The sequence below is a fragment of the Faecalibacterium sp. Marseille-Q4137 genome (assembly GCF_017377535.1).
Taxonomy (GTDB): Bacteria; Bacillota; Clostridia; order Oscillospirales; family Ruminococcaceae; genus Faecalibacterium; species Faecalibacterium duncaniae.
On the sequence record NZ_JAFREK010000003.1, the window covers coordinates 38,912 to 62,791 of the forward strand.

At 59.7% G+C, this 23,880-nt stretch carries 22 protein-coding genes and 1 riboswitch; of the genes, 20 read left to right on the top strand and 2 right to left on the bottom strand.

Annotation, left to right across the window (positions count from 1 at the left end; genetic code table 11):
* Positions 1-141 precede the first annotated feature (141 nt).
* The 13 genes from ftsY to J3353_RS02025 all read left to right on the top strand — a co-directional run bounded on the left by ftsY (position 142) and on the right by J3353_RS02025 (position 11,532).
* Positions 142-1,080 carry a signal recognition particle-docking protein FtsY gene (gene ftsY / locus J3353_RS01965; protein WP_207683998.1) on the top strand — a complete coding sequence of 313 codons (939 nt, stop codon included), beginning with the start codon at positions 142-144 and terminating at the stop codon, positions 1,078-1,080.
* A 110-nt stretch (positions 1,081-1,190) separates the two neighbouring features.
* On the top strand, positions 1,191-1,823 hold the full coding sequence (rdgB, locus tag J3353_RS01970; protein ID WP_117533525.1) for an RdgB/HAM1 family non-canonical purine NTP pyrophosphatase: 633 nt from the start codon (positions 1,191-1,193) through the stop codon (positions 1,821-1,823).
* A 14-nt stretch (positions 1,824-1,837) separates the two neighbouring features.
* Positions 1,838-2,134: a YhbY family RNA-binding protein gene (locus tag J3353_RS01975; RefSeq protein ID WP_005932885.1), complete on the top strand. Its 297-nt coding sequence runs from the start codon at positions 1,838-1,840 to the stop codon at positions 2,132-2,134.
* On the top strand, positions 2,131-2,817 hold the full coding sequence (nadD, locus tag J3353_RS01980; RefSeq protein WP_005932886.1) for a nicotinate (nicotinamide) nucleotide adenylyltransferase: 687 nt from the start codon (positions 2,131-2,133) through the stop codon (positions 2,815-2,817). The genes J3353_RS01975 and nadD overlap by 4 nt, the downstream gene beginning before the upstream one ends.
* Entirely contained in the window at positions 2,771-3,358 is a 588-nt protein-coding gene (yqeK, locus tag J3353_RS01985) for a bis(5'-nucleosyl)-tetraphosphatase (symmetrical) YqeK (protein WP_005932887.1), read from the top strand. The genes nadD and yqeK overlap by 47 nt, the downstream gene beginning before the upstream one ends.
* Before the next feature lie 126 nt (positions 3,359-3,484).
* Entirely contained in the window at positions 3,485-4,915 is a 1,431-nt protein-coding gene (locus J3353_RS01990; RefSeq protein WP_242700816.1) for an LCP family protein, read from the top strand.
* 21 nt (positions 4,916-4,936) lie between these two features.
* Entirely contained in the window at positions 4,937-5,317 is a 381-nt protein-coding gene (gene rsfS / locus J3353_RS01995; RefSeq protein WP_156059700.1) for a ribosome silencing factor, read from the top strand.
* 51 nt (positions 5,318-5,368) lie between these two features.
* On the top strand, positions 5,369-7,915 hold the full coding sequence (gene leuS, locus J3353_RS02000) for a leucine--tRNA ligase (protein ID WP_207683999.1): 2,547 nt from the start codon (positions 5,369-5,371) through the stop codon (positions 7,913-7,915).
* A gap of 247 nt (positions 7,916-8,162) precedes the next feature.
* Positions 8,163-8,339 carry a 30S ribosomal protein S21 gene (rpsU, locus tag J3353_RS02005; protein WP_005928271.1) on the top strand — a complete coding sequence of 59 codons (177 nt, stop codon included), beginning with the start codon at positions 8,163-8,165 and terminating at the stop codon, positions 8,337-8,339.
* A gap of 277 nt (positions 8,340-8,616) precedes the next feature.
* Entirely contained in the window at positions 8,617-9,120 is a 504-nt protein-coding gene (locus J3353_RS02010) for a YqeG family HAD IIIA-type phosphatase (protein WP_207684000.1), read from the top strand.
* A complete protein-coding gene (locus J3353_RS02015; protein WP_207684001.1) occupies positions 9,117-10,037 on the top strand; it encodes a TIM barrel protein in 921 nt (306 codons plus the stop codon). The genes J3353_RS02010 and J3353_RS02015 overlap by 4 nt, the downstream gene beginning before the upstream one ends.
* A gap of 205 nt (positions 10,038-10,242) precedes the next feature.
* The gene (efp, locus tag J3353_RS02020) at positions 10,243-10,800 is read left to right on the top strand and encodes an elongation factor P (protein WP_005932902.1); all 558 of its coding nucleotides are present in this window, start codon (positions 10,243-10,245) and stop codon (positions 10,798-10,800) included.
* 159 nt (positions 10,801-10,959) lie between these two features.
* A complete protein-coding gene (locus J3353_RS02025; RefSeq protein WP_179859130.1) occupies positions 10,960-11,532 on the top strand; it encodes a CD1247 N-terminal domain-containing protein in 573 nt (190 codons plus the stop codon).
* Between the two features lie 54 nt (positions 11,533-11,586).
* Here the strand turns inward: J3353_RS02025 and J3353_RS02030 are convergent, their stop codons facing one another.
* Entirely contained in the window at positions 11,587-11,874 is a 288-nt protein-coding gene (locus tag J3353_RS02030; protein ID WP_005932907.1) for a hypothetical protein, read from the bottom strand.
* 150 nt (positions 11,875-12,024) lie between these two features.
* Positions 12,025-12,111: riboswitch (ZMP/ZTP riboswitch) on the top strand.
* Positions 12,112-12,162: 51 nt separating this feature from the next.
* Between J3353_RS02030 and J3353_RS02035 the strand changes: the two genes are divergently transcribed.
* Positions 12,163-13,824 (top strand): formate--tetrahydrofolate ligase, encoded by a 1,662-nt coding sequence (locus tag J3353_RS02035; RefSeq protein WP_207684002.1) that lies wholly within the window; start codon positions 12,163-12,165, stop codon positions 13,822-13,824.
* 90 nt (positions 13,825-13,914) lie between these two features.
* Positions 13,915-14,499 carry a hypothetical protein gene (locus J3353_RS02040; protein ID WP_207684003.1) on the top strand — a complete coding sequence of 195 codons (585 nt, stop codon included), beginning with the start codon at positions 13,915-13,917 and terminating at the stop codon, positions 14,497-14,499.
* A 479-nt stretch (positions 14,500-14,978) separates the two neighbouring features.
* Here J3353_RS02040 and J3353_RS02045 read toward each other — a convergent pair whose 3' ends face one another.
* Entirely contained in the window at positions 14,979-15,881 is a 903-nt protein-coding gene (locus J3353_RS02045; RefSeq protein ID WP_156068723.1) for a GDSL-type esterase/lipase family protein, read from the bottom strand.
* 182 nt (positions 15,882-16,063) lie between these two features.
* On the opposite strand from J3353_RS02045, the gene J3353_RS02050 reads away from it, so the two are divergent.
* The 5 genes from J3353_RS02050 (at position 16,064) to secA (ending at position 23,877) form a co-directional block, all read left to right on the top strand.
* Positions 16,064-17,215, top strand: coding sequence for a cysteine desulfurase family protein (locus J3353_RS02050; RefSeq protein ID WP_097770842.1), 1,152 nt, complete (start codon positions 16,064-16,066; stop codon positions 17,213-17,215).
* Positions 17,216-17,390: 175 nt separating this feature from the next.
* Positions 17,391-18,590: a tRNA uracil 4-sulfurtransferase ThiI gene (gene thiI, locus J3353_RS02055; RefSeq protein WP_207684004.1), complete on the top strand. Its 1,200-nt coding sequence runs from the start codon at positions 17,391-17,393 to the stop codon at positions 18,588-18,590.
* Between the two features lie 5 nt (positions 18,591-18,595).
* A complete protein-coding gene (locus tag J3353_RS02060; RefSeq protein ID WP_207684005.1) occupies positions 18,596-19,915 on the top strand; it encodes a competence/damage-inducible protein A in 1,320 nt (439 codons plus the stop codon).
* A 19-nt stretch (positions 19,916-19,934) separates the two neighbouring features.
* Positions 19,935-20,834 carry a CinA family protein gene (locus tag J3353_RS02065; protein ID WP_207684006.1) on the top strand — a complete coding sequence of 300 codons (900 nt, stop codon included), beginning with the start codon at positions 19,935-19,937 and terminating at the stop codon, positions 20,832-20,834.
* A 202-nt stretch (positions 20,835-21,036) separates the two neighbouring features.
* Positions 21,037-23,877: a preprotein translocase subunit SecA gene (gene secA, locus J3353_RS02070; protein WP_207684007.1), complete on the top strand. Its 2,841-nt coding sequence runs from the start codon at positions 21,037-21,039 to the stop codon at positions 23,875-23,877.
* The last annotated feature ends 3 nt before the right edge of the window (positions 23,878-23,880 follow it).

The window sequence follows — 23,880 nt, forward strand, 5'->3', positions numbered from 1 at the left end:
GATTAAACCTCTCAGTCTCGCTTCGCTCGCCAGCTCCCCTAGTAGGGGAGCCCTTGGCATACCGGGCAGCACTGAGCGCAAATCGTGAAATGGCGGGTTTTGCCATCACGGATAGAAACAGCAAAACAAAGGAGAGAACCAATGGGCCTCTTTGGATTTGGCAAAAAAGAAAAAGATAAGATGAAGGACGGCCTCGAAAAGACCCGCACGGGCTTCTGGGGCAACATTATGAATACCCTCACCGGCAGCAAGATCGATGATGATCTTTACGATGAGCTGGAAGAGCAGCTCATTCTGGCCGATGTGGGCGGTGAAGTGGCCATCAAACTGGTGGACAAGCTGCGGGACCGGGTGAACGAGAAGGGCCTGAAAACCGGGGAGCAGGCCAGCGATGAACTGCGCGACCTCATTGCCGATGAGATGCGCCCCGAAGTTGAGATGGACCTGAGCGGCACGCCTGCCGTCATTCTGGTCATCGGCGTGAACGGCGTGGGCAAGACCACCAGCATTGCCAAGCTGGCCGATTTCTATACCCGTCAGGGTAAAAAGGTCATGCTGGCCGCAGGCGATACCTTCCGTGCCGCCGCCAGCGAGCAGCTGGAGATCTGGGCCGACCGGGCGGGTGTGCCCCTTGTCAAGGCGGGCGAGGGCGCAGACCCCGCCGCTGTCATTTTTGACACGGTCAAGTCGGCCACCGCACGCGGCTATGATCTGGTCATTGCGGATACGGCGGGCCGCCTGCACAACAAGGCAAACCTGATGGCAGAGCTTTCCAAGATCAGCCGCAGCGTCAAAAAGGCCAGCCCCGAGGCCAGTCTGGAGACCCTGCTGGTGCTGGATGCCATCACGGGCCAGAACGCCATCAGCCAGGCCCGGGAGTTCTGCAAGGCGGCAAACGCCACCGGCATCATCCTGACCAAGCTGGACGGCACCGCCAAGGGCGGCTGTGTCGTGGCGGTCAAGCAGCGGCTGGGCCTGCCCGTGCGGTTCATCGGCGTGGGTGAGGGCATCGATGACCTGATCCCCTTCACCCCGGAGGGCTATGTGGAAGAGCTGCTGCCCCGGCAGTGGAAGCATTAAGTGTCGAACGGATCTGCAATCAAACCTCTCAGGCCGCGCTTTGGCGCGTCCGGCTCCCCTGGCAGGGGAGCCAAGTGTAGGAGTTCGACAGGGGCAGAGAGGAGAAAAACATGAAAATTTGTGCAGCGACCGGCAACGCCGGTAAGCTCCGTGAGCTGCGGCGCATTCTGGAAGCGCAGGGCCACGAGGTGGTCAGCCAGAAGGAGCTGGGCATCACCATTGAACCCGATGAGACCGGTACCACCTTTGAGGAAAACGCCCTCATCAAGGCCGAGACCATCTGCAAAGCCAGCGGCCTGCCCACCATCGCCGATGATTCGGGCCTCTGCGTGGACGCGCTGGAGGGTGCCCCCGGCGTGTACAGCGCCCGCTACTGCGGCCGCCACGGCGACGATGAGGCCAACAACGACAAGCTGCTGGAGAATATGCAGGATATTCCGGCGGAACAGCGCGGCGCAAAATTTGTGGCCGCTGTCTGCTTTATCCTGCCCACCGGCCGGCACCTGACCTGCCGGGGCGAGTGCCCGGGCAAGGTGGCCTTTGCGCGCCTGGCGGGCGATTACGGTTTTGGCTACGATCCGCTGTTCATCCCCGATGAATGCGGTGTGGGCAAAGCGGAAAAGCGCCCCAACACCGAGGGACGCAGCTATGCCCAGCTCACCCCGGACGAAAAGGATGCCATCAGCCACCGCGGTGTGGCGCTGGCAAAGCTGGAAAAAGAATTACCTGAATTTCTGAAATAAAAGGAGAAATAATTATGTTGACGAGCAAACAGCGCGCCATTCTGCGCGGCAAGGCAAACACCATGGACCCCGTTTTCATCGTGGGCAAGGGTGAGATCGACGAGACCATGATCCAGGGCGTGAAGGACTGCCTGGATGCCCGGGAGCTGATCAAGCTCAAGGTGCTGGAGAGCAGCATGTACAACGCCCGTGAAGCTTCTGTCAAGCTGGCAGAGGCCACCGGTGCCGACTGCGTGCAGGTCATCGGCTCCAAATTCGTGCTCTATCTGCAGAAGAAGAAGGACAGCGCCTACGCTGACCTGCTGAAATGAGGCTCCTGCTGTACGGCGGCACCTTTGACCCGCCCCACAACGGCCACCTGAACAATCTGCGCGCCGCCGCTGCCCGGGTGCGCCCGGACAGGGTGGTGGTGATGCCTGCGGGGCTTTCCCCCTTCAAGCAGTCCACCGCCGCCCCCGGCAGCGCCCGGGTGGAGATGTGCGCGTGCTTCCGTGCACTGGAAGCGGAGGGGGCTGTCCCGGCGCTGTGTGTCAGCGGCTGGGAGGTGGAGCAGGCCGCGCTGGGCAGGCGCAACTATACGGTGCTCACGCTGGAAATGCTGGCCCGGACTTACCCGGAGGCCGAGCTGTACATGGCCATGGGCAGCGATATGCTGCTGAGCTTTGACAGCTGGCACCGCTGGCAGGAGATCCTGCGGCTGGCCCGGCTGGTGGTTACGAGCCGGAATGTCGGCGACGCGCCGGAGCTTCACGCCAAGGCAAAGCAGATGGACCCCACCGGGGCACGCATCCTGTTTGCACAGGTCGAGGCTCTGCCCATGGCCAGCAGCAACCTGCGTGCCCGCCTTGCAGCAGGGGAAGCGTGTGAAAATGAACTGCCCGCCCTCGTGCGCCGGGTCATCCGGCGGGAGGGGCTTTACCGGGCAGACAGAGGGGAAAGCGGAAACCATGAATCTGAAACAGGCAAAGGAGCTTGTGCGCGGCCGGTTGAGTGACAAGCGTTACGAGCATACCCTGAACGTGAGAAAAATGGCCGTCAAGCTGGCAAAGCGGTATGGCGTGGATGAGGACAAGGCCGCGCTGGCCGCCCTGCTGCACGACTCGGCCAAGGAGATCAGCAAGGACGAGATGCGCGCTATCATGCGGGCCCACCCGGAACTGGCCGAGGGCGGGGAAGAGCGCCCCACCCCGGTGTGGCACGGCATCTGCGCCGCCATCCTGGCCCGCACCGAGTGGGGCGTGGAGGATGAGGCTGTGCTTTCGGCCATTGCCTGCCACACCGCGGGCAAGCCCGGCATGAGCAGGCTGGATAAGATCGTCTATCTGGCGGATATGTCCAGCAAGGAGCGGGACTGGCCCGGGGTGAACAAGCTGCGCAAGCTGGAACTGAAGGATCTGGATCTGGCCATGCTGGCAGCCCTCAGGCAGACGAACGACTTTGTGCTCTCGCAGGGGAAGCCCCTGGACCCCATGTCCAAGGCGGCCTACGATGAGATCAAAGCAGAGGTGGATGCCCGGGCTGCAAAGGCCGGGTGAGCCTGTTTTTCTGCACACACCCTGCTCCGGAAAAGAATACCGATTGCAGATTGTGGGTAAGAATGTTATACTATGGAACATGACGACAGTCTCTGTCGGAATAAAAAAGCTGGAGGAACCGAACGAATGAGTCAAGGTCCGCGTCATATCAATACAGACCGCTCGCTGAACCGTCCCACGGAGCAGCGCCCCACGGAGGCTTCAGCCCTGCATCAGGTGTCGCTGTCCGGGCAGCCGGATTTCTTCCAGAACGAACAGCCCGCACCCCAGCGGCCGGAACCGCCCCGCCAGAGCGCGGGCGGCGGACGCGGCGGCAACGGCGGCAGTCAGCCGCCCCGGCACGCGGCCCCCGCTGATGCCCCCCGCCGCCGCAAAAAGAAGAAAAAGACCCCCGTGTGGCTGCCGATGGCTGTGACGCTGGCGGTGCTGGCCGTGATCTCGGGCGTGGTGGTCTACGCCGTGAACATGGTGAACAAGGTGGAGGATAATCTGAAGCCCGAGGAGAACGCGACCTCGCTGGTGGAGGAGATCCAGACGCTGGAGGAGTATAAGGGCGATGTGGTGAACATCCTTGTCTGCGGCATCGACTATGAGGAGGGCCGCGCCTATTCCTCGGACGGCAGCAACGACGGCATGACGGATATGATCCTGTACTGCCAGTTCGATATCAAGGGCGGTGCCCTGCGGATGCTGCAGATCCCCCGCAACAGCCTTGTTGCGACCCAGAACCGCAAAATCACCCTTTCCAACGGCAAGACCTACTCGGCTACCAACTATCAGATCAACTCGGTGGCCCTCTCCAACGGCGGCGACATTGCCGCGCTGGCGGAGGTCATCTATGACCAGTACAAGCTGCCCATCGACTACTATGTGACCATTGATATGCAGGCACTGGTGGAAATGGTGGACAACTTCGGCGGCATCGAGGTGTATATCCCCCACGATATGTCCTTTGCGGGCAGTGTCCTGAAGCAGGGCTACCGCAACCTGGACGGCGCATCGGCAGAATTCTTTGTCCGCTGCCGCCACGGCGAGGGCTACGCCAACTCGGATATCGACCGCCTGAACATGCAGCGCTATTTCTATGCCGGCCTGTTCAAGCGGGTGCGCAGCATGGGCGTGACCGATGTCATTGCCCAGCTGCCCCTGATCTTCAACAACTATATCCACACGGATATGGATCTGACCACCATTGCCAAGATGCTGGTGTCCTTTACCCGCATCGACAGTGCGAACATCATGCTGGCCCAGACCCCTGTGTTCATGGGCGTGCCCAATGTGGGCAAGACCAGCAGCTTTGACGGATACTCCTGCGTGGTGCCGGATGCCGGTTCCATTGCAGAGCTGCTGAACACCTATTTCCGCAATTACACCGGCCCCGTGAGCGCCGAGGAAATGAACCTTGTGACCAACAACTGGCCCCACGGCACCGCTTCCACCAGCGCCAACGTCCAGTTCGTGGGACAGCTGGACAAGGAGTCCGATGATGCCATCCTGAGCGGCGATACCGACGTGGCAGGTGCGACCACCACCGACGGCCAGGCCGCAGGACAGTAACAAACCAGAGAGGAGACTTTTATGGAAAACAAGATCGACAGCAAGACCCTTGCCATTGAGATCGCAAAGATCCTGGACAAGAAAAAGGCCGTGGATGTCCGCGTGCTCAAAGTGGAGAGCCTGACCGTTCTGACCGATTACTTCGTCATTGCTTCCGGCACCTCCACCACCCAGGTGGGTGCTCTGGCCGACGAGGTGGAGTACGAGCTTTCTCAGAAGGGCATCGAGCCCTACACCACCGAGGGCTTCGACTCCAAGAACTGGGTGCTGCTGGATTATTCCAGCGTCATCGTGCACGTCTTTGTGCCCAACACCCGCACCTACTATGATCTGGAACATCTGTGGGCCGATGGCGAGCCCATGGATATCTCGGAATATCTGATCCCGGAAAACAGTCTGTAAGCTTCCCTGCCTGCAAGGGCGGCTGCCGAATATGAGGAGTGATTGAAAGCTATGAAGTATGATTACAAGGCCGTTGAGGCCAAGTGGCAGAAGGTGTGGGAGGACGAAAAGACCTTCCATGTCGAGATCGACCACAAAAAGCCCAAGTTCTATGCACTGGTGGAGTTCCCGTATCCCTCGGGTGCGGGCCTGCATGTGGGCCACCCCCGCAGCTATACTGCCCTGGATGTGGTCAGCCGCAAGCGCCGCCAGAACGGCTATAACGTGCTGTACCCCATGGGCTGGGATGCCTTCGGTCTGCCCACCGAGAACTTTGCCATGAAGAACCACATCCACCCGGCCATCGTCACCAAAAAGAATGTGGATCACTTCCGTGAGCAGCTCAAGGCGCTGGGCTTCTCCTTTGACTGGGATCGCGAGATCAACACCACCGACCCCGAGTACTACAAGTGGACCCAGTGGATCTTCCTGCAGCTGTACAAGCATGGCCTGGCCTACAAGAAGGAAATGAACGTCAACTGGTGCACCGGCTGCAAGTGTGTGCTGGCAAACGAGGAAGTTGTCAACGGCGTGTGCGAGCGCTGCGGCAGCGAGGTCGTGCACAAGGTCAAGAGCCAGTGGATGCTCAAAATCACCGCTTACGCCGACAAGCTGATCGACGGCCTGGATGGTCTGGATTACATCGAGCGCGTTGCCACCCAGCAGAAGAACTGGATCGGCCGCAGCCATGGTGCAGAGGTGAACTTCGGTACCACCGCAGGCGATACCCTGACGGTTTACACCACCCGCTGTGATACCCTGTTCGGCGCTACCTACATGGTCGTCTCCCCGGAGCACGCCATGGTCAAGGAGTGGCTGGAAAAGGGCCTGCTCAAGAATGCGGATGCCGTTACGGCCTATCAGGCAGAGGCTGCCCGCAAGAGCGATTTCGAGCGCAGTGAGCTGAACAAGGAAAAGACCGGCGTGAAGCTGGAGGGCGTGATGGGCATCAACCCCGTCAACGACAAGCAGATCCCCATCTTTATCTCCGATTATGTCCTGTCCACCTACGGCACCGGTGCCATCATGGCTGTGCCCGCCCACGATACCCGCGACTGGGAGTTCGCCAAGAAGTTCGGCCTGCCCATCATCGAGGTGGTCAAGGGCAATACCGAGTCCAATCTGGACGAGGCTGCCTTTACCGATGTTGCCACCGGCACGCTGGTCAACTCCGGCTTCCTGGACGGCCTGTCTGTGACCGATGCCAAGAAAAAGATGATCGAGTGGCTGGAAGCCAACGGCAAGGGCTGCGATAAGGTGAACTACAAGCTGCGCGACTGGGTGTTCAGCCGTCAGCGCTACTGGGGCGAGCCGATCCCCATGGTCAAGTGTGAAAAGTGCGGCTGGCAGCCCCTGCCCGAGAGCAGCCTGCCCCTGACCCTGCCCGACATCACCGACTTTGAGCCGGGCCCCGATGGTGAGTCCCCGCTGGCCCGCCACACCGACTGGGTCAAGACCACCTGCCCCTGCTGCGGCGGCCCCGCAACCCGCGAGACCGACACCATGCCCCAGTGGGCCGGTTCCTCCTGGTACTTCCTGCGCTACATGGACCCCCACTGCAAGGATGCTCTGGCCTCCAAGGAGGCGCTGGAGTACTGGTCTCCCGTGGACTGGTACAACGGCGGCATGGAGCACACCACCCTGCATCTGCTGTACAGCCGTTTCTGGCACAAGTTCCTGTATGACATCGGTGTGGTGCCCACTGCCGAGCCTTACCAGAAGCGCACCGCCCACGGCATGATCCTGGGCCTGAACCCCCACAGCTTTGTCAACCTGCCCGCTGACGAGCAGGAGAAGCTGCTGAAGGAGTACGGCAGCCAGAAGGCCGCCGAAAAGGCACTGGAAGAGAAGTACGGCGAGATGGCACGCCATCCCATCGTCAAGATGTCCAAGAGCCTGGGCAATGTCATCAACCCCGATGAGGTGGTGGATCAGTACGGTGCCGACACCATGCGTCTGTATGAGATGTTCATGGGCGACTTTGAGCAGGCCGCACCCTGGCAGACCTCTGCCATTGCCGGCTGCAACCGCTTCCTCGACCGCGTGTGGACGCTGTCCGACAAGCTGGTGGAGGGCGAGGGCTATCGCCCCGCCATCGAGACTTTGATGCACCAGACCATCAAGAAGGTGGGCGCTGATATCGAGGGCCTGAAGATGAACACCGCCATCGCCCAGCTGATGACGCTGGTCAATGCCCTGTACGACAACGGCGGTGCGACCAAGGCCGAGCTGGAGACCGTTGTTCAGCTGCTGAACCCGTTTGCTCCCCACATGACCGAGGAGCTGTGGGAGAAGCTGGGCCACAGCCACAATGAGCAGCTGGCCTACTACCCCTGGCCCCAGTACGAAGAGGCCAAGTGCGTGGAGAGCACCGTGGAGATCGCCGTGCAGGTGAACGGCAAGGTGAAGGCCCGCCTGAAGGTGGCTGCCGACATCGATGCTGCTGCCGCCATTGCCGCCGCCAAGGCTGACCCCGCTGTTGCCGCCGCTCTGGAGGGCAAGCAGGTCGTCAAGGAGATCTACGTCAAGGGCCGTCTGGTCAACCTGGCCGTGAAGTAAACCTCTCAGTCACGCTTCGCGTGCCAGCGCCCCTAATAGGGGAGCCCTTGGCATGCCGGTGGGGCTGTGCTGGACGCACAAAGTGTTGTGTTGCGTAAACCAGCTGGGCCCTGCGACAGAGGCAAACAAAATCTCAAAAAAGTTTTCAAAAAAGGTTGACGAACGCATGAAAATGCGCTATACTGTCTACTGTTAGTTACCATGTAACAACGAAATTCCTGCCTCACGGTCCAAGGGAGGGAATAAGATGTCGGAAATTCGTGTTAAAGAGGGCGAGTCGCTGGAAAGCGCACTGCGTCGCTTCAAGCGCAGCACCGCTCGCAGCGGTGTGCTCGCAGAGGTTCGTAAGCGCGAGGCTTACGAGAAGCCGTCTGTTAAGCGCAAGAAGAAGTCCGAAGCAGCCCGCAAGCGCAAGTTCAAGTAATTAACTGCTTGAAATCGCACGTTGCTTTAGATTTCAAACGCGTTGCTAACGCCGATGTAGGAGAGCCTGAAACTCAGGCTCTCCTATTTTCATTTATGAAAAAGATAAACATCCTCGCCCTCTCCGTCATTGCTGCGCAATGCCACCTCTCCCAAGGGGAGAGGCTTTGGCAATCCGTGCAAAGTTATTGGTTTCGCCAGAGGCTCTCCCTTTGGGAGAGCTGGACGCGAAGCGGACTGAGAGGGTGAGCCTGTGAAAGGCAAAGAGAGGGTTCTGTATGTTAGTTACCCCCGAATATGTTTTTAAGGACGTTACCCATATCACGCCGGAGTGGCTGGCCCAAAAGGGCATCCGGGCGCTGGTTCTGGACATCGACAACACCCTGACCGCCGACCGCAGTCAGGAGCTGCCGGAAGAAGTGGCCGGGTGGCTGGAAACCATGCGCAGGGCGGGCGTAAAGCTGACCATCGTTTCCAACGGTGCCGAAAAGCGGGTGCGCCCCTTTGCGGAAAAGCTGGGCCTTGCCTACCTCTACCGCAGCGCCAAGCCCCTGCCCTTTGCGCTGGGGGTGGCCCGCTGCCGGATGCAGGTGAAGCGCAGGGAAATGGCCATGGTGGGCGACCAGCTCTATGCCGACCGGATGGCGGCGGCACTCTATGGTATTCCGGGCCTGATGGTCATTCCACGCGGACCGGATCTTGGGGCACAGGTGGTGCTCAAGCGCAAGTGGGAGAAAAAACACTGGCAGGAATACTACGACCGGGGAGGCAAGACCCTGTGAGTGAGTGGAAGATCCGGTTCGGCACCGCAGGCACCAGCGACAGCTTCACGGCCATGGGGTATAAGAACAGTCTGGACATTCCGGCCTATACCGAAAAAATGGGGTTGGATGCCTTTGAATACCAGTGCGGCCATGGAGTCCGGCTGGGGCTGGACAAGGCCCGGCAGATGGCTGACGATGCCGCCGCCCGGGGGATTTTGTTCAGCGTCCACGCGCCTTACTATATCAGCGCCTCCAGCCTGGATGAGGAAAAGCGGCTGAACAGCGTGAACTATCTGCTCCAGAGCGCGGCGCTCTGCAGGGCACTGGGCGGCAGGCGGGTCATCTTCCACTCCGGCAGCTGCGGCAGGCAGAGCCGGGAGGCTGCTCTGGAAAAAGCGCTGGACACCCTGAAGCGGGCGCAGGACGCGCTGGATGAAGCGGGCTTTGCCGAGATCATCCTCTGCCCTGAGACGATGGGAAAGATCGGCCAGCTGGGTACGCTGGAGGAGGTGCTGGCTCTCTGCGGGGTGGACAGACGCATCACCCCCTGCATCGACTTCGGCCACCTCAACGCCCGGACGCTGGGCGGCATCCGCTCCAAGGCGGATTATGCCGCTATCCTTGACCGCATCGGGGAGGCGCTGGGGGATGAGCGGGCCCGGCAGTTCCATGTCCACTTTTCCCGCATCGAGTATTCCAAGGGTGGTGAAAAGCGGCACTGGACCTTTGCCGAGACCCAGTTCGGCCCCGAACCCCAGCCCCTGATGGAGCTGCTGGCCGAGCGCGGGCTTGCGCCTGTCATCATCTGTGAGAGCGCCGGTACGCAGGCAGAGGATGCGAAAACAATGAAGCGATTTTTTGAGGCTTGTCTTTGTACAACCTCTCAGTCGGGCTTGCGCCCGCCAGCTCCCCTTGTAGGGGAGCCTTTGGCATAAAGAGAAAGCTTCACCCGGCTGCCAAGGCCTCCCCTACTAGGGGAGGTGGCATCCCGAAGGGATGACGGAGAGGTTTGGTCCGTGTTTTTTTTCTGATTTTATCGTCTTTTTTGCTCAAACCCCTTGCCAAACCATGCGGGATTGAGTAAAATAAATAGAGATATGCGTTAAGCATCAATGAGATTTTACTAATGGAGGAATTCCTATGATTTCTGCAGGCGAGTTTCGCAACGGCGTGACCTTTGAGCAGGACGGCCAGGTTCTTCAGGTCGTTGAGTTCCAGCACGTGAAGCCCGGCAAGGGCGCTGCCTTTGTCCGCACCAAGACCAAGAACGTGATCACCGGCTCTGTGGTTGAGACCAGCTACAACCCGACCGCAAAGTTCCCTCAGGCTTTCATCGAGCGCAAGGACGTGACTTACAGCTATGAGGATGGCGATCTGTACCACTTCATGGACAACGAGACCTACGATGATATCCCCGTCAACGCTTCCGATGTGCCCGATAACTTCAAGTTCTGCAAGGAGAACGAGCCGTGCAAGCTGCTGAGCTATAAGGGCAAGGTCTTCAGCGTCGAGATCCCCAACTTCATCGAGCTGGAAGTCACCCAGACCGAGCCGGGTGTCAAGGGCAACACCGCCACCAACACCCTGAAGCCCGCTACTGTCGAGACCGGTGCTGAGATCCGCGTTCCTCTGTTCATCAACGAGGGCGACCACATCCGCATCGATACCCGCACCGGCGAGTATATGGAGCGCGTCTAATTTACCGACAGACCGGGCAGCGGGCAACCGTGTGCCCGGTTTTTGCTTCACAGGCTGAACCGTGCGGTGGAAAGTTTTCCGCTATGCCAAGGGCTCCCCTATTAGGGGAGCTGGCCGCGGAGCGGCCTGAGAGGTTATTTTAAATAGGAGGTCATTCTTATGAAGGAAAAGGCTGCATACCTGCGGGGCCTGATCGAGGGCCTGGGCATCGACGAGACCACCAAAGAGGGCAAGGTCATCAAGGCCATGAGCGAACTGCTGGGCGAACTGGCAGAGGCTGTGGACGGCATCGATGAAGATGTGACCCGTGCCTACGACCAGATCAACGACCTGAGCGAGGAGCTGGAGGATCTGGAAGCCGACCTCTATGAGGACGATGAGGATGACGAGGAGCCCGAAGAAGAGGAAGAGGATACCGAAGAGGACGACAATGACGATGATATCGCCAGTGAGCCGTTCTATGAGGTGGCCTGCCCCAACTGCGGCGAGACCGTTTACGTCAGCGAGGACGACCTGGACGCGGGCGAAGCAAACTGCGCCCACTGCGGCGTGACCTTTGAGGTCGCGCTGGAGGATGACGACGAGGAGCAGGAGGAAGGCCCCGTGCAGTACGAGGTGACCTGCCCCGCCTGTGGTCAGACCACTGTGTTTGAGGAGGACGACCTGCTGGATGGCGCACCCAAGTGCCCCGGCTGCGGCAAGCCCCTGGACTTTGAAGTGACCGAAGAGTAAAGCACAACAAAAAGGACCGTCTCCTCAGCGGGAGACGGTCCTTTTTTATGCCGTTCAGCGGGTCTCGTTTGCCTTCTGCAGCCAGATGCTGCCAATGTCCAGTGCGTTGTACAGGCCATTCTTGGTGGTCTGGCGGAACACGCGGGCCTCAGGGGCCAGGCTGTCGTTGGTGGAGAAGACCTGAATGTGTACCTTATCGGCCACATCCATGCCGCCCACGGATTTGGTGCTCAGGATCTGCATCCGCAGCACATAGGGGTCGGTCATACGGCCGTAATACAGCTCGTTGTCCTTACGGACGAGGGGCTTGCCTTTATAAGTCAGTTTCGGTGTAAATGGCATCGTGAAAGCCTCCCTATCGTTTGATACACTTTAGTATAACACATCTGGCAGGATGGATGCAAGCCGCAGGGGCCGTACAGGCAGATTTTTCTTTGCGGACAGTTTCTGCTTGACAAACCACGGGCAGATGTGATATCTTTGACCAAGAAGAACGGGTTTGCCTGCTGACGGAACGTTGTGGAGCACCACAGTGCAGACAGAACCGGGTTTTTTACGCCGACCGTCTGGGCAGCCTTGCGCTATTGGTGCGCAAAGCTGTCCTTTTTGCATTTCAGGGAGGATTTGAGCATGAAGTCTGATATCGAGATCGCACAGGAAGCCAAAATGAAGCCCATCACCGAGATCGCTGCCTCGCTGGGCCTTGCCGATGAGGATGTGATCCCCTATGGCCGCTACAAGGCCAAGATCAACCACCGCCTCATCCACAAGGCATCCAAGCAGGGCAAGATGGTCCTGGTCACGGCCATCAGCCCCACCCCGGCAGGCGAGGGCAAGACCACCACCAGCGTGGGCCTGGCCGATGCCATGAACGCTCTGGGCAAAAAGACCATGCTCTGCCTGCGTGAGCCCAGCCTTGGCCCCGTGTTCGGTGTCAAGGGCGGCGCGGCCGGCGGCGGTTATGCCCAGGTGGTGCCCATGGAGGATATCAACCTCCACTTTACCGGTGACCTGCATGCCATCGGCACCGCAAACAACCTGCTGGCTGCCATGATCGACAACAGCATTCAGCAGGGCAACCCCCTGAACATCGATCCCCGCCGCATCACCTGGAAGCGCTGCATGGATATGAACGACCGCCAGCTCCGATTCATCGTGGATGGTCTGGGCGGCAAGGTCAACGGTACCCCCCGTGAGGACGGCTTTGATATCACCGTTGCCAGCGAGGTCATGGCGATCTTCTGCCTGGCCACCAGCATCTCCGACCTGAAGGAGCGGCTGTCGAAGATCGTCTGCGCCTACACCTACGAAGGCAAGCCCGTCACGGCTGGCGACATCGGTGCCGCCGGTGCCATGACCGCGCTGCTTAAGGATGCCCTTGACCCAAACCTCGTTCAGACGCTGGAAAACAACCCCGCCATCATCCACGGCGGCCCCTTTGCCAACATTGCCCACGGCTGCAACAGCGTCATGGCCACCAAGCTCAGCCTCTCGCTGGCCGATTACGTCATCACGGAGGCGGGCTTCGGTGCAGATCTGGGTGCCGAGAAGTTCCTGGATATCAAGTGCCGCTATGCCGGCATCGCCCCCAGCGCCTGCGTGCTGGTGGCCACTGTCCGTGCCCTCAAGAGCCACGGCGGCGTTGCCAAGGCTGACCTGAACCAGCCGAATCTCGAGGCTGTCAAGGCTGGTGCCTCCAACCTTGTGCGCCACATCGACAACCTGAAGAACGGCTTTGGCCTGCCTGTGGTGGTGGCCATCAATGCCTTCCCCGCCGACACCCCGGAGGAGCAGGCATACGTTGAGCAGGTTTGTGCCGAGCAGGGCGTGCCCTGCGTCCTGAGCGAGGTGTTCGCCAAGGGCGGCGAGGGCGGCAAGGCTCTGGCCGAGAAGGTGCTGGAGGTCATGGAGGATCGTCCCATCCAGTACGTCTACCCGCTGGAGATGCCCCTGAAGCAGAAGGTGGAGGCCATCGCCAAAAAAATCTACCGTGCCGACGGTGTGAATTTCAGCGCCGCCGCTTCCAAGACACTGGCGGAACTGACAGAACTGGGCTACGGCGACCTGCCGGTCTGCATCGCCAAGACCCAGTACAGCTTCAGCGATAACGCCAAGCTGACGGGTGCGCCCACCGGCTTTACCATGGAGGTGCGGGAAGTCCGCCTTGCCGCCGGTGCCGGTTTCGTGGTGGTCATCTGCGGCAACATTATGACTATGCCCGGCCTGCCCAAGAAGCCCGCCGCTGTCAATATCGACGTGGATGCCGAAGGCAAGATCACGGGGCTGTTCTGATTAAAAAAATATGAAGTCCCATGTCCGCACCGTTAAGGTGCTGGGTATGGGACTTTTTAGCTCAACAAATCGGAAGCGGTGGAGAAAAAGATGAAAGCTTACCACATGAGTCAGACACTACAAGTTGGGGATAAATTAAAAGCTGGATACAAGAGAAATGAAATTCGTTGTAGAGAGGTTATCAGCACATTAGAACAATCTGAACAGTGTCTCGAAACAACGATTGCGTCGATGAAATTGCAAGGTGATGAATGGCGTGAATATGTAAAATGGTGTGTTGAAGGAATCTTTGAATTTGTAAGAGAAACCGAATTTTCTTTTCTTCCAAGCCGTTTAAATTGCAGCTACTATTTCGACAATATTGAATATTATAAAGTGTTATATGAAGCTGGCTGGGCTCAGAAATCGGAAGAAGAGAGAGCGCAAATTCGACTTTTTGAGGTTGACCTTGAAGAAGAGAAACCTACAAAATATGATATGCTTCTTTTCGATGAAGCTTTTGATGTTATGTTGAACACAAAAAATATAAAGGGTGTAGTAGAATGCGCCCGAAAATATTTTTCTGGAGAATGTAGCGGTAACCCTGTTTGGGAAATTATGAGTGACAAACCGGCGATAGCAACAAAAGATATAACGGAAATCTTACTTGATTGCCTTGGCCGGGTCAAACAATGAAAACATTTAGTTTTATTGTTTGGCAAATCAAAATACCATTCTATGAAATCCCTGTGTTAGGCCACTCTCCCTTTTCTATATACAAATCAACTATAAGATGTTATGCAGAAATTATTCTGAGATTGAAAGTTTCCAGTGATCCGGAAGAATACAAAAACTCTATTATCACGATGTGGAGCATCAGCCAGAAACGCTTCCGCCGTCTTTTGCGTCAGAGTGAGATACTTTACAAAAAGGGATAAATGTGGTATCCTAAACATAGGATAAGAAAGGTATTTGAGGTGGTCAATTTCGTGGCAGCCACACGCCGATGGTAACGACAAGGGCTTAGGCTCTGAGAGATGCAGGAGAACGCCACGCCTGCCAAATACCAATCGATGGGGAACGGTTTAGATGCCGTTCCCCGTTCCTGTTTGTATGACAAAACCGCCCTTCCAGTTTGATGCCGGAAGGGCGGTTTTGCTATGTGAGTATTCAACTTAAGCCGTCTGTTGGCCCACGGTGTGGGTGGCGAGATATTCCACCCAGGCGGGGTAGCCTTCCGGCTTGATGTGGATGCCGTCAGGCTGCGCGTACTCGGCTTTCAGGTCGCCGTTGTCGTCGGCAAGGGCTTCCCACAGGTTCAGAAAAGCGCAGTTCTTTTCCAGCGCAATGGCAGCCAGCTCATTGTTGATCTCGCACAGCCGCTCTTTGTACAGACCGGGATGGCTGCTACGCACCTCAGGCCGGACAGGCGTGATGGACTGCACGTAGATCTGCGTGTTGGGCAGGGCCTGGGAGATCATATCCAGCATGAGCCGGTAGTAGGTGAGAAAGCTGGAATAATCCCCGTCCCGGTTGAGCACGTTGGTGCCCAGCAGGATATACAGCACCGGGGGCTGCCGGGCTGTCAGCACCTCCATGGGGACCTCGGTGCCGCCATCGGAGCGCTTGCAGGTGGTGCCATTGACCACGACGCTGGGGTTTGCGCCCCGGTAGGCGCAGAAAGAGGCCTCCGGCAGGCCGCTGGAATAGATCTGCATCCCCTGCGTCAGGCTGTCGCCCAGAAAACAGACGTTGGCAAAATAACTGCGGTCCACGGCGGTGGTGCGGTCCAGCGCGGCCAGCCGGAAATCCATGGCGGTGGACCCGGCAGAGGTGGTCTGCACGGTCAGCCGCCGCGCGGGCGTGTAGCTGATGGTGTTCCACTCGCTGCTCTGCAGCTCCTGCTGGAAGATGGTCGGGCCCTGCACGGCGGCAGGGCTCTGCTCCCGGTGGAGGCGCTTCCACAGCAGGCCCACGGCGCTGAGCAGGATGAGCAGCACCAGCAGCCCGGCAACGGCAAAATTCCTGCGCCAGCGCTTGCGCAGGATGCGGCGGCGGTATTCCTGATAATCGGCCATAAAAACACCCGGCTTTCTTTGTGTTTGTTACCCTCATTATACAGCACCCGGCGGGGCCGTGCAAGTGGGCCGTGCTACTTTACGGCGGCAGATGCTTTGTGGTATAATCATCATGGTTTAGTATGAAATCCTGTCGGCGGCGGGTGCCGCTGGCGTAACTGAGAAAGCAGGAATCAAAATTTATGCTGCAAAACCCTGAATTGCATTATCTGGACAACGCCGCCACCACCATCGTGGCTCCGGAAGTGGCGGATGTCATCAACAAGGCCATGCGGGAGCACTGGGCCAACCCGTCCAGCCTGTATGCCCCCGGTGCCCGGAGCGAGGAAGCCCTGAACGCCGCCCGCGCCGCCGTGGCCCGCACCCTGGGCTGCAAGAGCCGGGAGCTCTATTTTACCTCCTGCGGCAGCGAGAGCAACAACATGGCCCTGCTGGGCGCGGCCCTGACCCGCAGGTTCGGCAAGGGCATCGTGGTGTCCGGCTTTGAGCACCCCAGCGTGCAGAAGCCGCTGGAGCGTCTGGCCGCCATGGGGTATGATGTGACCGTGGTGGACCCCGGTCCGGACGGCACGCTGGACATCGACCGGATGCTGGACCATGTGGACAAAAACACCATCCTTGTAGCCTGCATGATGGTCAACAACGAGGTCGGAACCCGGAACGATGTGGAGCGTCTGGCCGCAGAGGTCAAGCGCCGCAACAGCCGCACCATCGTCCATGTGGATGCCGTGCAGGCCTGGATGCGGGTGCCCATCAAACTGGCGAACATCGACACGCTGGCTGTCAGCGGCCACAAGATCCACGCACCCAAGGGCATTGGTGCGCTCTACCTGAGCGACAGCCTGTATCAGGCGTTCCAGGCTCCCTATCTGGGCGGTGAGCAGGAGCGGGAGAAGCGTCCCGGCACCGAGAACCTGCCCTATGCGCTGGGCCTTGCTGCCGCGGCCACCCGCCTGAACAAGACCATGAAGAGCCGGGATGCTGCTGTGCGTGCCCTGAACCTGCGCCTGCGGGAAGGGCTGAAAGCCTTCCCGGAGGTGGTCATCAACAGCCCGGACAATGCGGTGCCCGAGGTGCTGAACTTCAGCGAGAACTGCATCAAGAGCGAGACCATGCTGGCCCATCTGGCACAGCAGCAGGTCTATGTCTCCTCGGCCAGTGCCTGCGGCCGGGGCCAGCCCAGCCACACCCTTGCCGCCATGGGCAGGGACCCGCTGGCCATCGACACGGCCATCCGCGTGTCCTTCTGTGCGGACAACACCCCCGAGGATGTGGACGCGTTCCTCAACGCCTTCGAGGACGGAATGAAGCACTTACAGAGAATCAAAAAGTAAAAAAGGAAAGCATCCTCACCCTCTCAGGCCGCTCCGCGTCCAGCTCCCCCAAAGGGGGAGCTCTTGACAAAACCGGAAACTTTGCGTGGAATGCCAAGGCCTCCCACTTTGGGGGAGGTGGCAGCGCGTCAGCGCTGACGGAGAGGGTGAGCCAGCTATAATTAAGGAGAACTCTATGCGTGAAATTATTATGGGCTATCAGGGCGAGATGTCCCTGAAGGGCCTGAACCGCAACCAGTTTGAGTCGGCCATGATGAAGATCCTGCGCTACCGGCTCAAGACCGTGGGCAAGTTCAAGGTGTACTGCACCCAGTCTACCTTTTATATGGAGCCCGAAGAAGAAGACGTGGACATGGATCTGGCCTTTGACCGGGTGCGCACCGTGTTTGGTCTGGCGGCACTGAGCCGTGCCGTGGTCTGCGAAAAGGACTTTGATACCATCTGCCGGACTGCGGAGGAGTATCTGGGCGACAGCCTGCACGGCATCAAGACCTTCAAGGTGGAGGCCCGCCGTTCGGATAAGACCTACCCCATGACCAGCCCTGAGCTGATGCGGGAGCTGGGCGCTTATCTGCTGGGGCTGCATAACTACCTGCGGGTGGATGTGAAGAACCCCCAGTTCAAGGTCATTGTGGAGATTCGCGATTACGGCGCGTATATTCATGGCCCAAAAATACCCGGAGAGGGTGGCCTGCCCGTGGGTACCTCCGGCCGTGCCCTGAATATGCTCTCCGGCGGCATCGACAGCCCGGTGGCCGCTTACCGGATGGCAAAGCGCGGTCTGGCCCTGGATCACATCCATTTTGCGTCCCCTCCGTATACTTCTGAGCGCGCAAAACTGAAAGTTAAAGCTCTGGCCCAGAAAATCACCCCCTATACCGGCAGCTCCAACCTGTTTGTGGTGCCCTACACCAAGCCGCAGGAGTATATCCGGGACAATGCCCCCGATGTGCTGTTCACGGTGCTGATGCGCCGCAGCATGATGCGCATTGCGAATATCATTGCAAAGAAGCAGGGCTGCGAAGCCCTCATCACCGGCGAGAGCTTGGCTCAGGTGGCAAGCCAGACCGTCAAGGCCCTGCAGTGCACCGATGCCGCCCAGAATCTGCCCATCCTGCGCCCGCTGATCGGCATGGACAAGACCGAGATCATCGAGACCTCCCGCCACATTGGCACCTACGAGACCAGCATCCTGCCCTATGAGGACTGCTGCACCATCTTCACCCCGCCGCACCCGAAGATCCGCCCCGAGCTGGCAGAGATCCTGGAGGCCGAAGCCGCCATGCCTGGTCTGGCAGAGCTGGAGGCCGAAGCTGCTGAGAACACCGAACGGATCCGCATCCGCATTACGGACGAGATCGAGTTTGAGGGGTGAGCGGCATGACAGCGGAGATCATCAGTGTGGGCACCGAGCTGCTGCTCGGCAACATCCTCAACACCAATGCCCAGTACCTGAGCCGGGAGCTTGCTGAGCTGGGCATTACGGTCCAGCGGGAGAGCACCATCGGCGACAATCAGGGGCGGCTGGCGGACTTTGTCAACGAGGCAAAGAACCGCTGTGACCTGCTGGTGTTCACCGGCGGTCTGGGCCCCACGGCAGACGACCTGACCAAGGAGACCGTTGCCGCCTGCTATGGCGATACGCTGGCCTTTGACGAGAGCGAGTGGGAGAAGATCACCGGTTATTTTGCCCGCTCCGGCCGGGTGACCACCCCCAACAACCGCAAGCAGGCCATGGTGCCCGTAAAAGGGCATAAGATCATCAACCATCACGGCACTGCCCCCGGTGCGTGGTTTGAGCAGGAGGGCCGCTGTGCTGTCCTGATGCCGGGCGTGCCCAGCGAGATGAAGGCCATGTGGAACGAGAGCGTCCGCCCCCTGCTGATGAAGCGCCAGAACTGCACCCTGCACTCTGTCACCCTGCGGGTGCTGGGCGGCGAGAGCAGCCTGGAATATCAGGTGCGTGATCTGCTGGAAAACGCCAACCCGACTGCCGCCATCTACTGCAAGACCGGTGAGTGCGAGATCCGTATCACCGCCCGGGCTGCTTCCGATGCGGAAGGCGAAAAAATGTGCCGGGAATATGCCAAAAAGTTCTATGATCTGCTGGGCGATGCGGTGTATGATGAGGATGTGGCCGGGCTGGAGGAGACACTGGTGCGCACCTTAAAGGAAAAGGGGCTCACCCTCTCCACCGCCGAGAGCTGCACCGGCGGGCTGATCGCACAGCGCATCACCTCGGTGCCGGGCTCCAGTGAAGTGTTCGGCTACGGCTTTGTGACCTATTGGGAGGCCGCCAAGGCCAGGCTGGTGGGCGTGGAACCGGATGTCATTGCAACGTACAATGTGGTGTCGGCCCCCGTGGCCGCCCAGATGGCGCTGGGGGCCGCACAGGCCGCCGGTGCTGAGATCGGCATCAGCGTGACCGGCGTGGCCGGGCCGACCGGTGGAGATGCCCTCCGCCCGGTGGGCACGGTGTATCTGGGCGCGGCCCGGGGCGAGACGGTGTATGTGAAAAAGCTGTCCGTCTCCCGGCCCGACCGTGCATTGGTGCGTGCCCGCGCCGCCCAGGCCGCCCTGGAGCTGGCCCTGCGGCTGGCACAGGGAAAAGTTCCCGCAGGCACAGAGCCCCTTGCCCGGGACGCACAGCACAGCGCCGAAGCGCTGGACAAGCTGAACGAGGTGTTCCTGGGCCACTAAAAGGCAGGGGGAATGCAGGGTGACACAGCAACAGGAGACCGGGTGTGTGCTGCGGCTGTTCGGTGCGCAGTCCACAGCGGTGGGCAAAACGGTGGAAAACTTTCCGCCCCAGTGGCGGGCCGCAGCCCAGTGGAAGAGCCGGGGCGCGGAAACGCTGGTGGCCCTGCAGGCGCAGAGCCCTTCCGGGCTGAAAAAGGCCGCGCAGGCCCTGCGGCAGGCGTTTTCGGCAGACCTGTACGGGGCAGGGGAGACCACTCTGCCTGCCGCCGTGGTGGAGGCGCTGGAACGGCACGATAAGCTGCTCATCTGCGCGGATGCTGCCGCCGGTGCCCTGCTGGAAGCCCGGCTCGAGAACCTGCCCGGGGCCGAGAAGGTCTTTGATTTTGGCGCGGTGAGCTATGCCAACCCCAAGACCGGCCCTCTGATCGAAAAGCGTGCCCGTGCCCGCCTGCCCAAAGACTGCACTGACCCGCTCCGGCAGGCACTGGCCCGGGCTCAGGCTGCCCACCGCGTGGTGGGGGCAGATCTCTCTGCCGCCTGTGCCGAGCGGGAAAATGATTGTGTGCTGGTGCTTAGCTGCAGGAAGGGCTGCTTTCTGCGCACCGTCCCGGCGGGGGAGAACCCCGCCCTCTGGCTGCTGGATATCATCCGGCGCACGGCGGCAAACAAGCCTCAGGCTGAGGGGACAGGCTTCCTGCCTGCCCGCAGGGCTGCAAAGAAGGATGTTCTGCCCAGCCCCCAACCCAAGCGGCATCCCCTGCGCCGGGTGTGCATGACGCTGCTGGTGCTGGCTCTGCTGGCGGCTCTTACTGCGGTGGGGGCGTGGAAATATACCAACGGCAATTTCTACGCCCTGCCGGAACAGCTGCGCGCTCTGCTGACGGAGCACGTTCCCCGCCCGGGGGCGACATTGGTATAGGACCGACCCTCTCCGTCATTGCTGCGCAATGCCGGAGAGGGTCTTTTTTTCTAAATTAACAGAAAGTTCACCCAAAAAACGGATAAAATCTATCCATCGGGTTTGACGGGTTTTCAGCTTTGGTGTATCATATAAACAGTATGTGGTTTTTTCCGCTGTTGGGCGGCCTGCCGCCCCGATTTTTGATAGATGAGGTGTAACAATGTCCCTTGCTGAAAAACTCTTTGGCAGCTTCTCTGACCGGGAGCTGAAAAAGATCAATCCCATTACCAAAAAGGTGCTGGCACTGGAAACAAAGTATCAGCCGATGTCCGATGCCGAGCTGCAGGCGCAGACCCCGGCCCTGAAAGAGCGGCTGGCAAACGGCGAGACGCTGGATGATATCCTGCCCGATGCCTTTGCTGTCTGCCGCGAAGCTGCCTGGCGTGTGCTGGGCATGAAGCACTTCCCTGTGCAGATCATGGGCGGCATTGCCCTGCACCGCGGCTCCATTGCCGAGATGCAGACCGGTGAAGGCAAGACCCTGGTGGCCACCCTGCCCGCCTACCTGAACGCCCTGACCGGCGAGGGCGTGCACATCGTCACCGTCAACGATTACCTGGCCAAGCGCGACAGCGAGTGGATGGGCAAGCTCTACCGCTGGCTGGGCCTGAGTGTCGGCCTGATCGTGCAGGGCATCGATGGCGATGCCCGCCGCCGTGCCTACAACGCCGATATCACCTACGGCACCAACAATGAGTACGGCTTCGACTACCTGCGCGACAACATGGTGACCTATAAGGACAACATGGTGCAGCGCGGCCACGCCTTTGCCATCGTCGATGAGGTGGACTCCATCCTGATCGATGAGGCCCGCACCCCTCTGATCATCTCCGGCAAGGGCGAGGATTCCTCCAGCCTGTACACCCAGGTGGACCGCTTCGTCCGCACCCTGCACAAGAGTGTGGTGGTCGAGCTGGAAGATAAGGTGGAGACCGATGAGCAGACCGACGGCGATTATGTCGTGGACGAAAAGCACAAGACCTGCACCCTGACCGCCAAGGGCATCCAGAAGGCCGAGGAATACTTCAAGGTCGAGAATCTGGCCGCTGCCGAGAACATGACCCTGGCCCACCACATCGATCAGGCCATCAAGGCTTACGGCGTGATGCAGAAGGATATCGACTATGTCGTGAAGAACGGCGAGGTCATCATTGTGGACGAGTTCACCGGCCGCCTGATGATCGGCCGCCGCTACAACGAGGGCCTGCATCAGGCCATTGAGGCCAAGGAGGGCGTGAAGATCGCCGCCGAGAGCAAGACGCTGGCGACCATCACCTTCCAGAACTACTTCCGCATGTACAAGAAGCTGTCCGGTATGACCGGTACCGCCAAGACGGAAGCCACCGAGTTCACCGAGATCTACGGCCTGAACATCGTCACCGTGCCCACCAACCGCCCCAACATCCGCAAGGATTACCCGGACGCGGTCTACAAGACCGTCAACGGCAAGTACAAGGCTGTCATCGAGCAGGTGCTGGAATGCCACAAGAACGGCCAGCCTGTTCTGGTGGGTACCGTCAGCGTGGAAAAGAGCGAGACGCTGGCCAAAATGCTGCAGAAGTACACCCGCGATTTCAATGTCCTGAACGCCAAGAACCACGAGCGCGAGGCTGAGATCGTGGCGCAGGCCGGCAAAAAGGGTGCCATCACCATTGCCACCAACATGGCAGGCCGTGGTACTGATATCATGCTGGGCGGCAACGCCGAGTTCATGGCTAAGGCCCAGATGCGCAGGGAACACTTCTGTGAGAACCTGCTCGACCCCGAAAAGCCGCAGGATGCTGACCCGAATGCGGTGGAGCTCCTGCTGACTGAAGCCGACGGCCACGGCGACACCAACGATGAAAAGATCCTGGCGGTGCGGAAACGGTTTGAGGAGCTGTATGCCCAGTACAAGCCGGCCATCAGCGCCGAGGCAGAGGAAGTGCGCAAGGCCGGTGGTCTGTTCATCATCGGTACGGAGCGGCACGAGAGCCGCCGCATTGATAACCAGCTGCGCGGCCGTGCAGGCCGTCAGGGCGACCCCGGCGCGTCCCGCTTCTACCTGAGCTTGGAAGATGACCTGATGCGCCTGTTCGGCGGTGACCGCGTTTCCAGCCTGATGGATACCCTCAAGCTGGACGAGGATACCCCCATTGAGAACCGGATGATCACCAGCACGCTGGAGAGCGCCCAGAAAAAGCTGGAGGGCCGCAACTTTGAGATCCGTAAGAACGTGCTGAAGTACGACGACGTGATGAACCAGCAGCGCGAGATCATCTATGGCCAGCGCCGCAAGGTGCTGGACGGTGAGGATATCAGCACCGAGATGCACAACATGCTGCGGGAAAACATTGATTCCAGCTGCAAGCAGTTCCTGGCCGGAGATGTGAAGGACGAGTGGGACTTTGGTGCCCTGCGCCGCCACTATCAGGGCTGGCTGACCACCGATGCCGACTTCCACTACACTGTGGCCGATTATGACAGCCTCTCCCAGAAGGGCATCGCCGATCTGCTCTACGACCGCGGAATGCAGATCCTGCAGGCCAAGGAGGTGCGGTACGGCGCACCGGTCATGCGTGAGCTGGAGCGCATCTGCCTGCTCAAGTGCGTGGACAGGATGTGGATGGATCACATCGACAACATGGACCAGCTGCGTCAGGGCATCGCCCTCCGCGGCTACGGCCAGAAGGACCCCGTGGTGGAGTACCGCATCGAGGGCTTTGACATGTTCGACCAGATGGTGGATTCCATCCGTGAGTCCAGCATCAAGATGCTGCTGACCATTGAGGTGCGGCAGGCCGGTGCAGCCCCCAAACGGGAGCAGGTGGCCAAGCCCACCGGCGAGGGCTTTGTGCCCGGCAACGGCGCGCCCGGTGTCAAGGGTGCCCCCAAGGGCCAGCCTGTCCGGGTCATCAAGATCGGCCGCAATGACCCCTGCCCCTGCGGCAGCGGCCTCAAGTGGAAAAAATGCACCTGCGCCCAGTATCACCCCGAAGGAAGCAACGGCGGGGAAAACTGAGCT

What these genes read in the sequence shown, in the direction of transcription:
- J3353_RS02045 (WP_156068723.1), bottom strand. Translation starts at nt 15,881, where the DNA reads ATGGCCGATTATCAGGAATACCGCCGCCGCATCCTGCGCAAGCGCTGG.
- rsfS (WP_156059700.1), top strand. Translation starts at nt 4,937, where the DNA reads ATGGAAAACAAGATCGACAGCAAGACCCTTGCCATTGAGATCGCAAAG.
- secA (WP_207684007.1), top strand. Translation starts at nt 21,037, where the DNA reads ATGTCCCTTGCTGAAAAACTCTTTGGCAGCTTCTCTGACCGGGAGCTG.
- ftsY (WP_207683998.1), top strand. Translation starts at nt 142, where the DNA reads ATGGGCCTCTTTGGATTTGGCAAAAAAGAAAAAGATAAGATGAAGGAC.
- J3353_RS02025 (WP_179859130.1), top strand. Translation starts at nt 10,960, where the DNA reads ATGAAGGAAAAGGCTGCATACCTGCGGGGCCTGATCGAGGGCCTGGGC.
- J3353_RS01975 (WP_005932885.1), top strand. Translation starts at nt 1,838, where the DNA reads ATGTTGACGAGCAAACAGCGCGCCATTCTGCGCGGCAAGGCAAACACC.
- J3353_RS02060 (WP_207684005.1), top strand. Translation starts at nt 18,596, where the DNA reads ATGACAGCGGAGATCATCAGTGTGGGCACCGAGCTGCTGCTCGGCAAC.
- rpsU (WP_005928271.1), top strand. Translation starts at nt 8,163, where the DNA reads ATGTCGGAAATTCGTGTTAAAGAGGGCGAGTCGCTGGAAAGCGCACTG.
- J3353_RS02040 (WP_207684003.1), top strand. Translation starts at nt 13,915, where the DNA reads ATGAAAGCTTACCACATGAGTCAGACACTACAAGTTGGGGATAAATTA.
- efp (WP_005932902.1), top strand. Translation starts at nt 10,243, where the DNA reads ATGATTTCTGCAGGCGAGTTTCGCAACGGCGTGACCTTTGAGCAGGAC.
- J3353_RS01990 (WP_242700816.1), top strand. Translation starts at nt 3,485, where the DNA reads ATGAGTCAAGGTCCGCGTCATATCAATACAGACCGCTCGCTGAACCGT.
- nadD (WP_005932886.1), top strand. Translation starts at nt 2,131, where the DNA reads ATGAGGCTCCTGCTGTACGGCGGCACCTTTGACCCGCCCCACAACGGC.
- J3353_RS02030 (WP_005932907.1), bottom strand. Translation starts at nt 11,874, where the DNA reads ATGCCATTTACACCGAAACTGACTTATAAAGGCAAGCCCCTCGTCCGT.
- J3353_RS02010 (WP_207684000.1), top strand. Translation starts at nt 8,617, where the DNA reads ATGTTAGTTACCCCCGAATATGTTTTTAAGGACGTTACCCATATCACG.
- thiI (WP_207684004.1), top strand. Translation starts at nt 17,391, where the DNA reads ATGCGTGAAATTATTATGGGCTATCAGGGCGAGATGTCCCTGAAGGGC.
- J3353_RS02050 (WP_097770842.1), top strand. Translation starts at nt 16,064, where the DNA reads ATGCTGCAAAACCCTGAATTGCATTATCTGGACAACGCCGCCACCACC.
- yqeK (WP_005932887.1), top strand. Translation starts at nt 2,771, where the DNA reads ATGAATCTGAAACAGGCAAAGGAGCTTGTGCGCGGCCGGTTGAGTGAC.
- J3353_RS02035 (WP_207684002.1), top strand. Translation starts at nt 12,163, where the DNA reads ATGAAGTCTGATATCGAGATCGCACAGGAAGCCAAAATGAAGCCCATC.
- leuS (WP_207683999.1), top strand. Translation starts at nt 5,369, where the DNA reads ATGAAGTATGATTACAAGGCCGTTGAGGCCAAGTGGCAGAAGGTGTGG.
- rdgB (WP_117533525.1), top strand. Translation starts at nt 1,191, where the DNA reads ATGAAAATTTGTGCAGCGACCGGCAACGCCGGTAAGCTCCGTGAGCTG.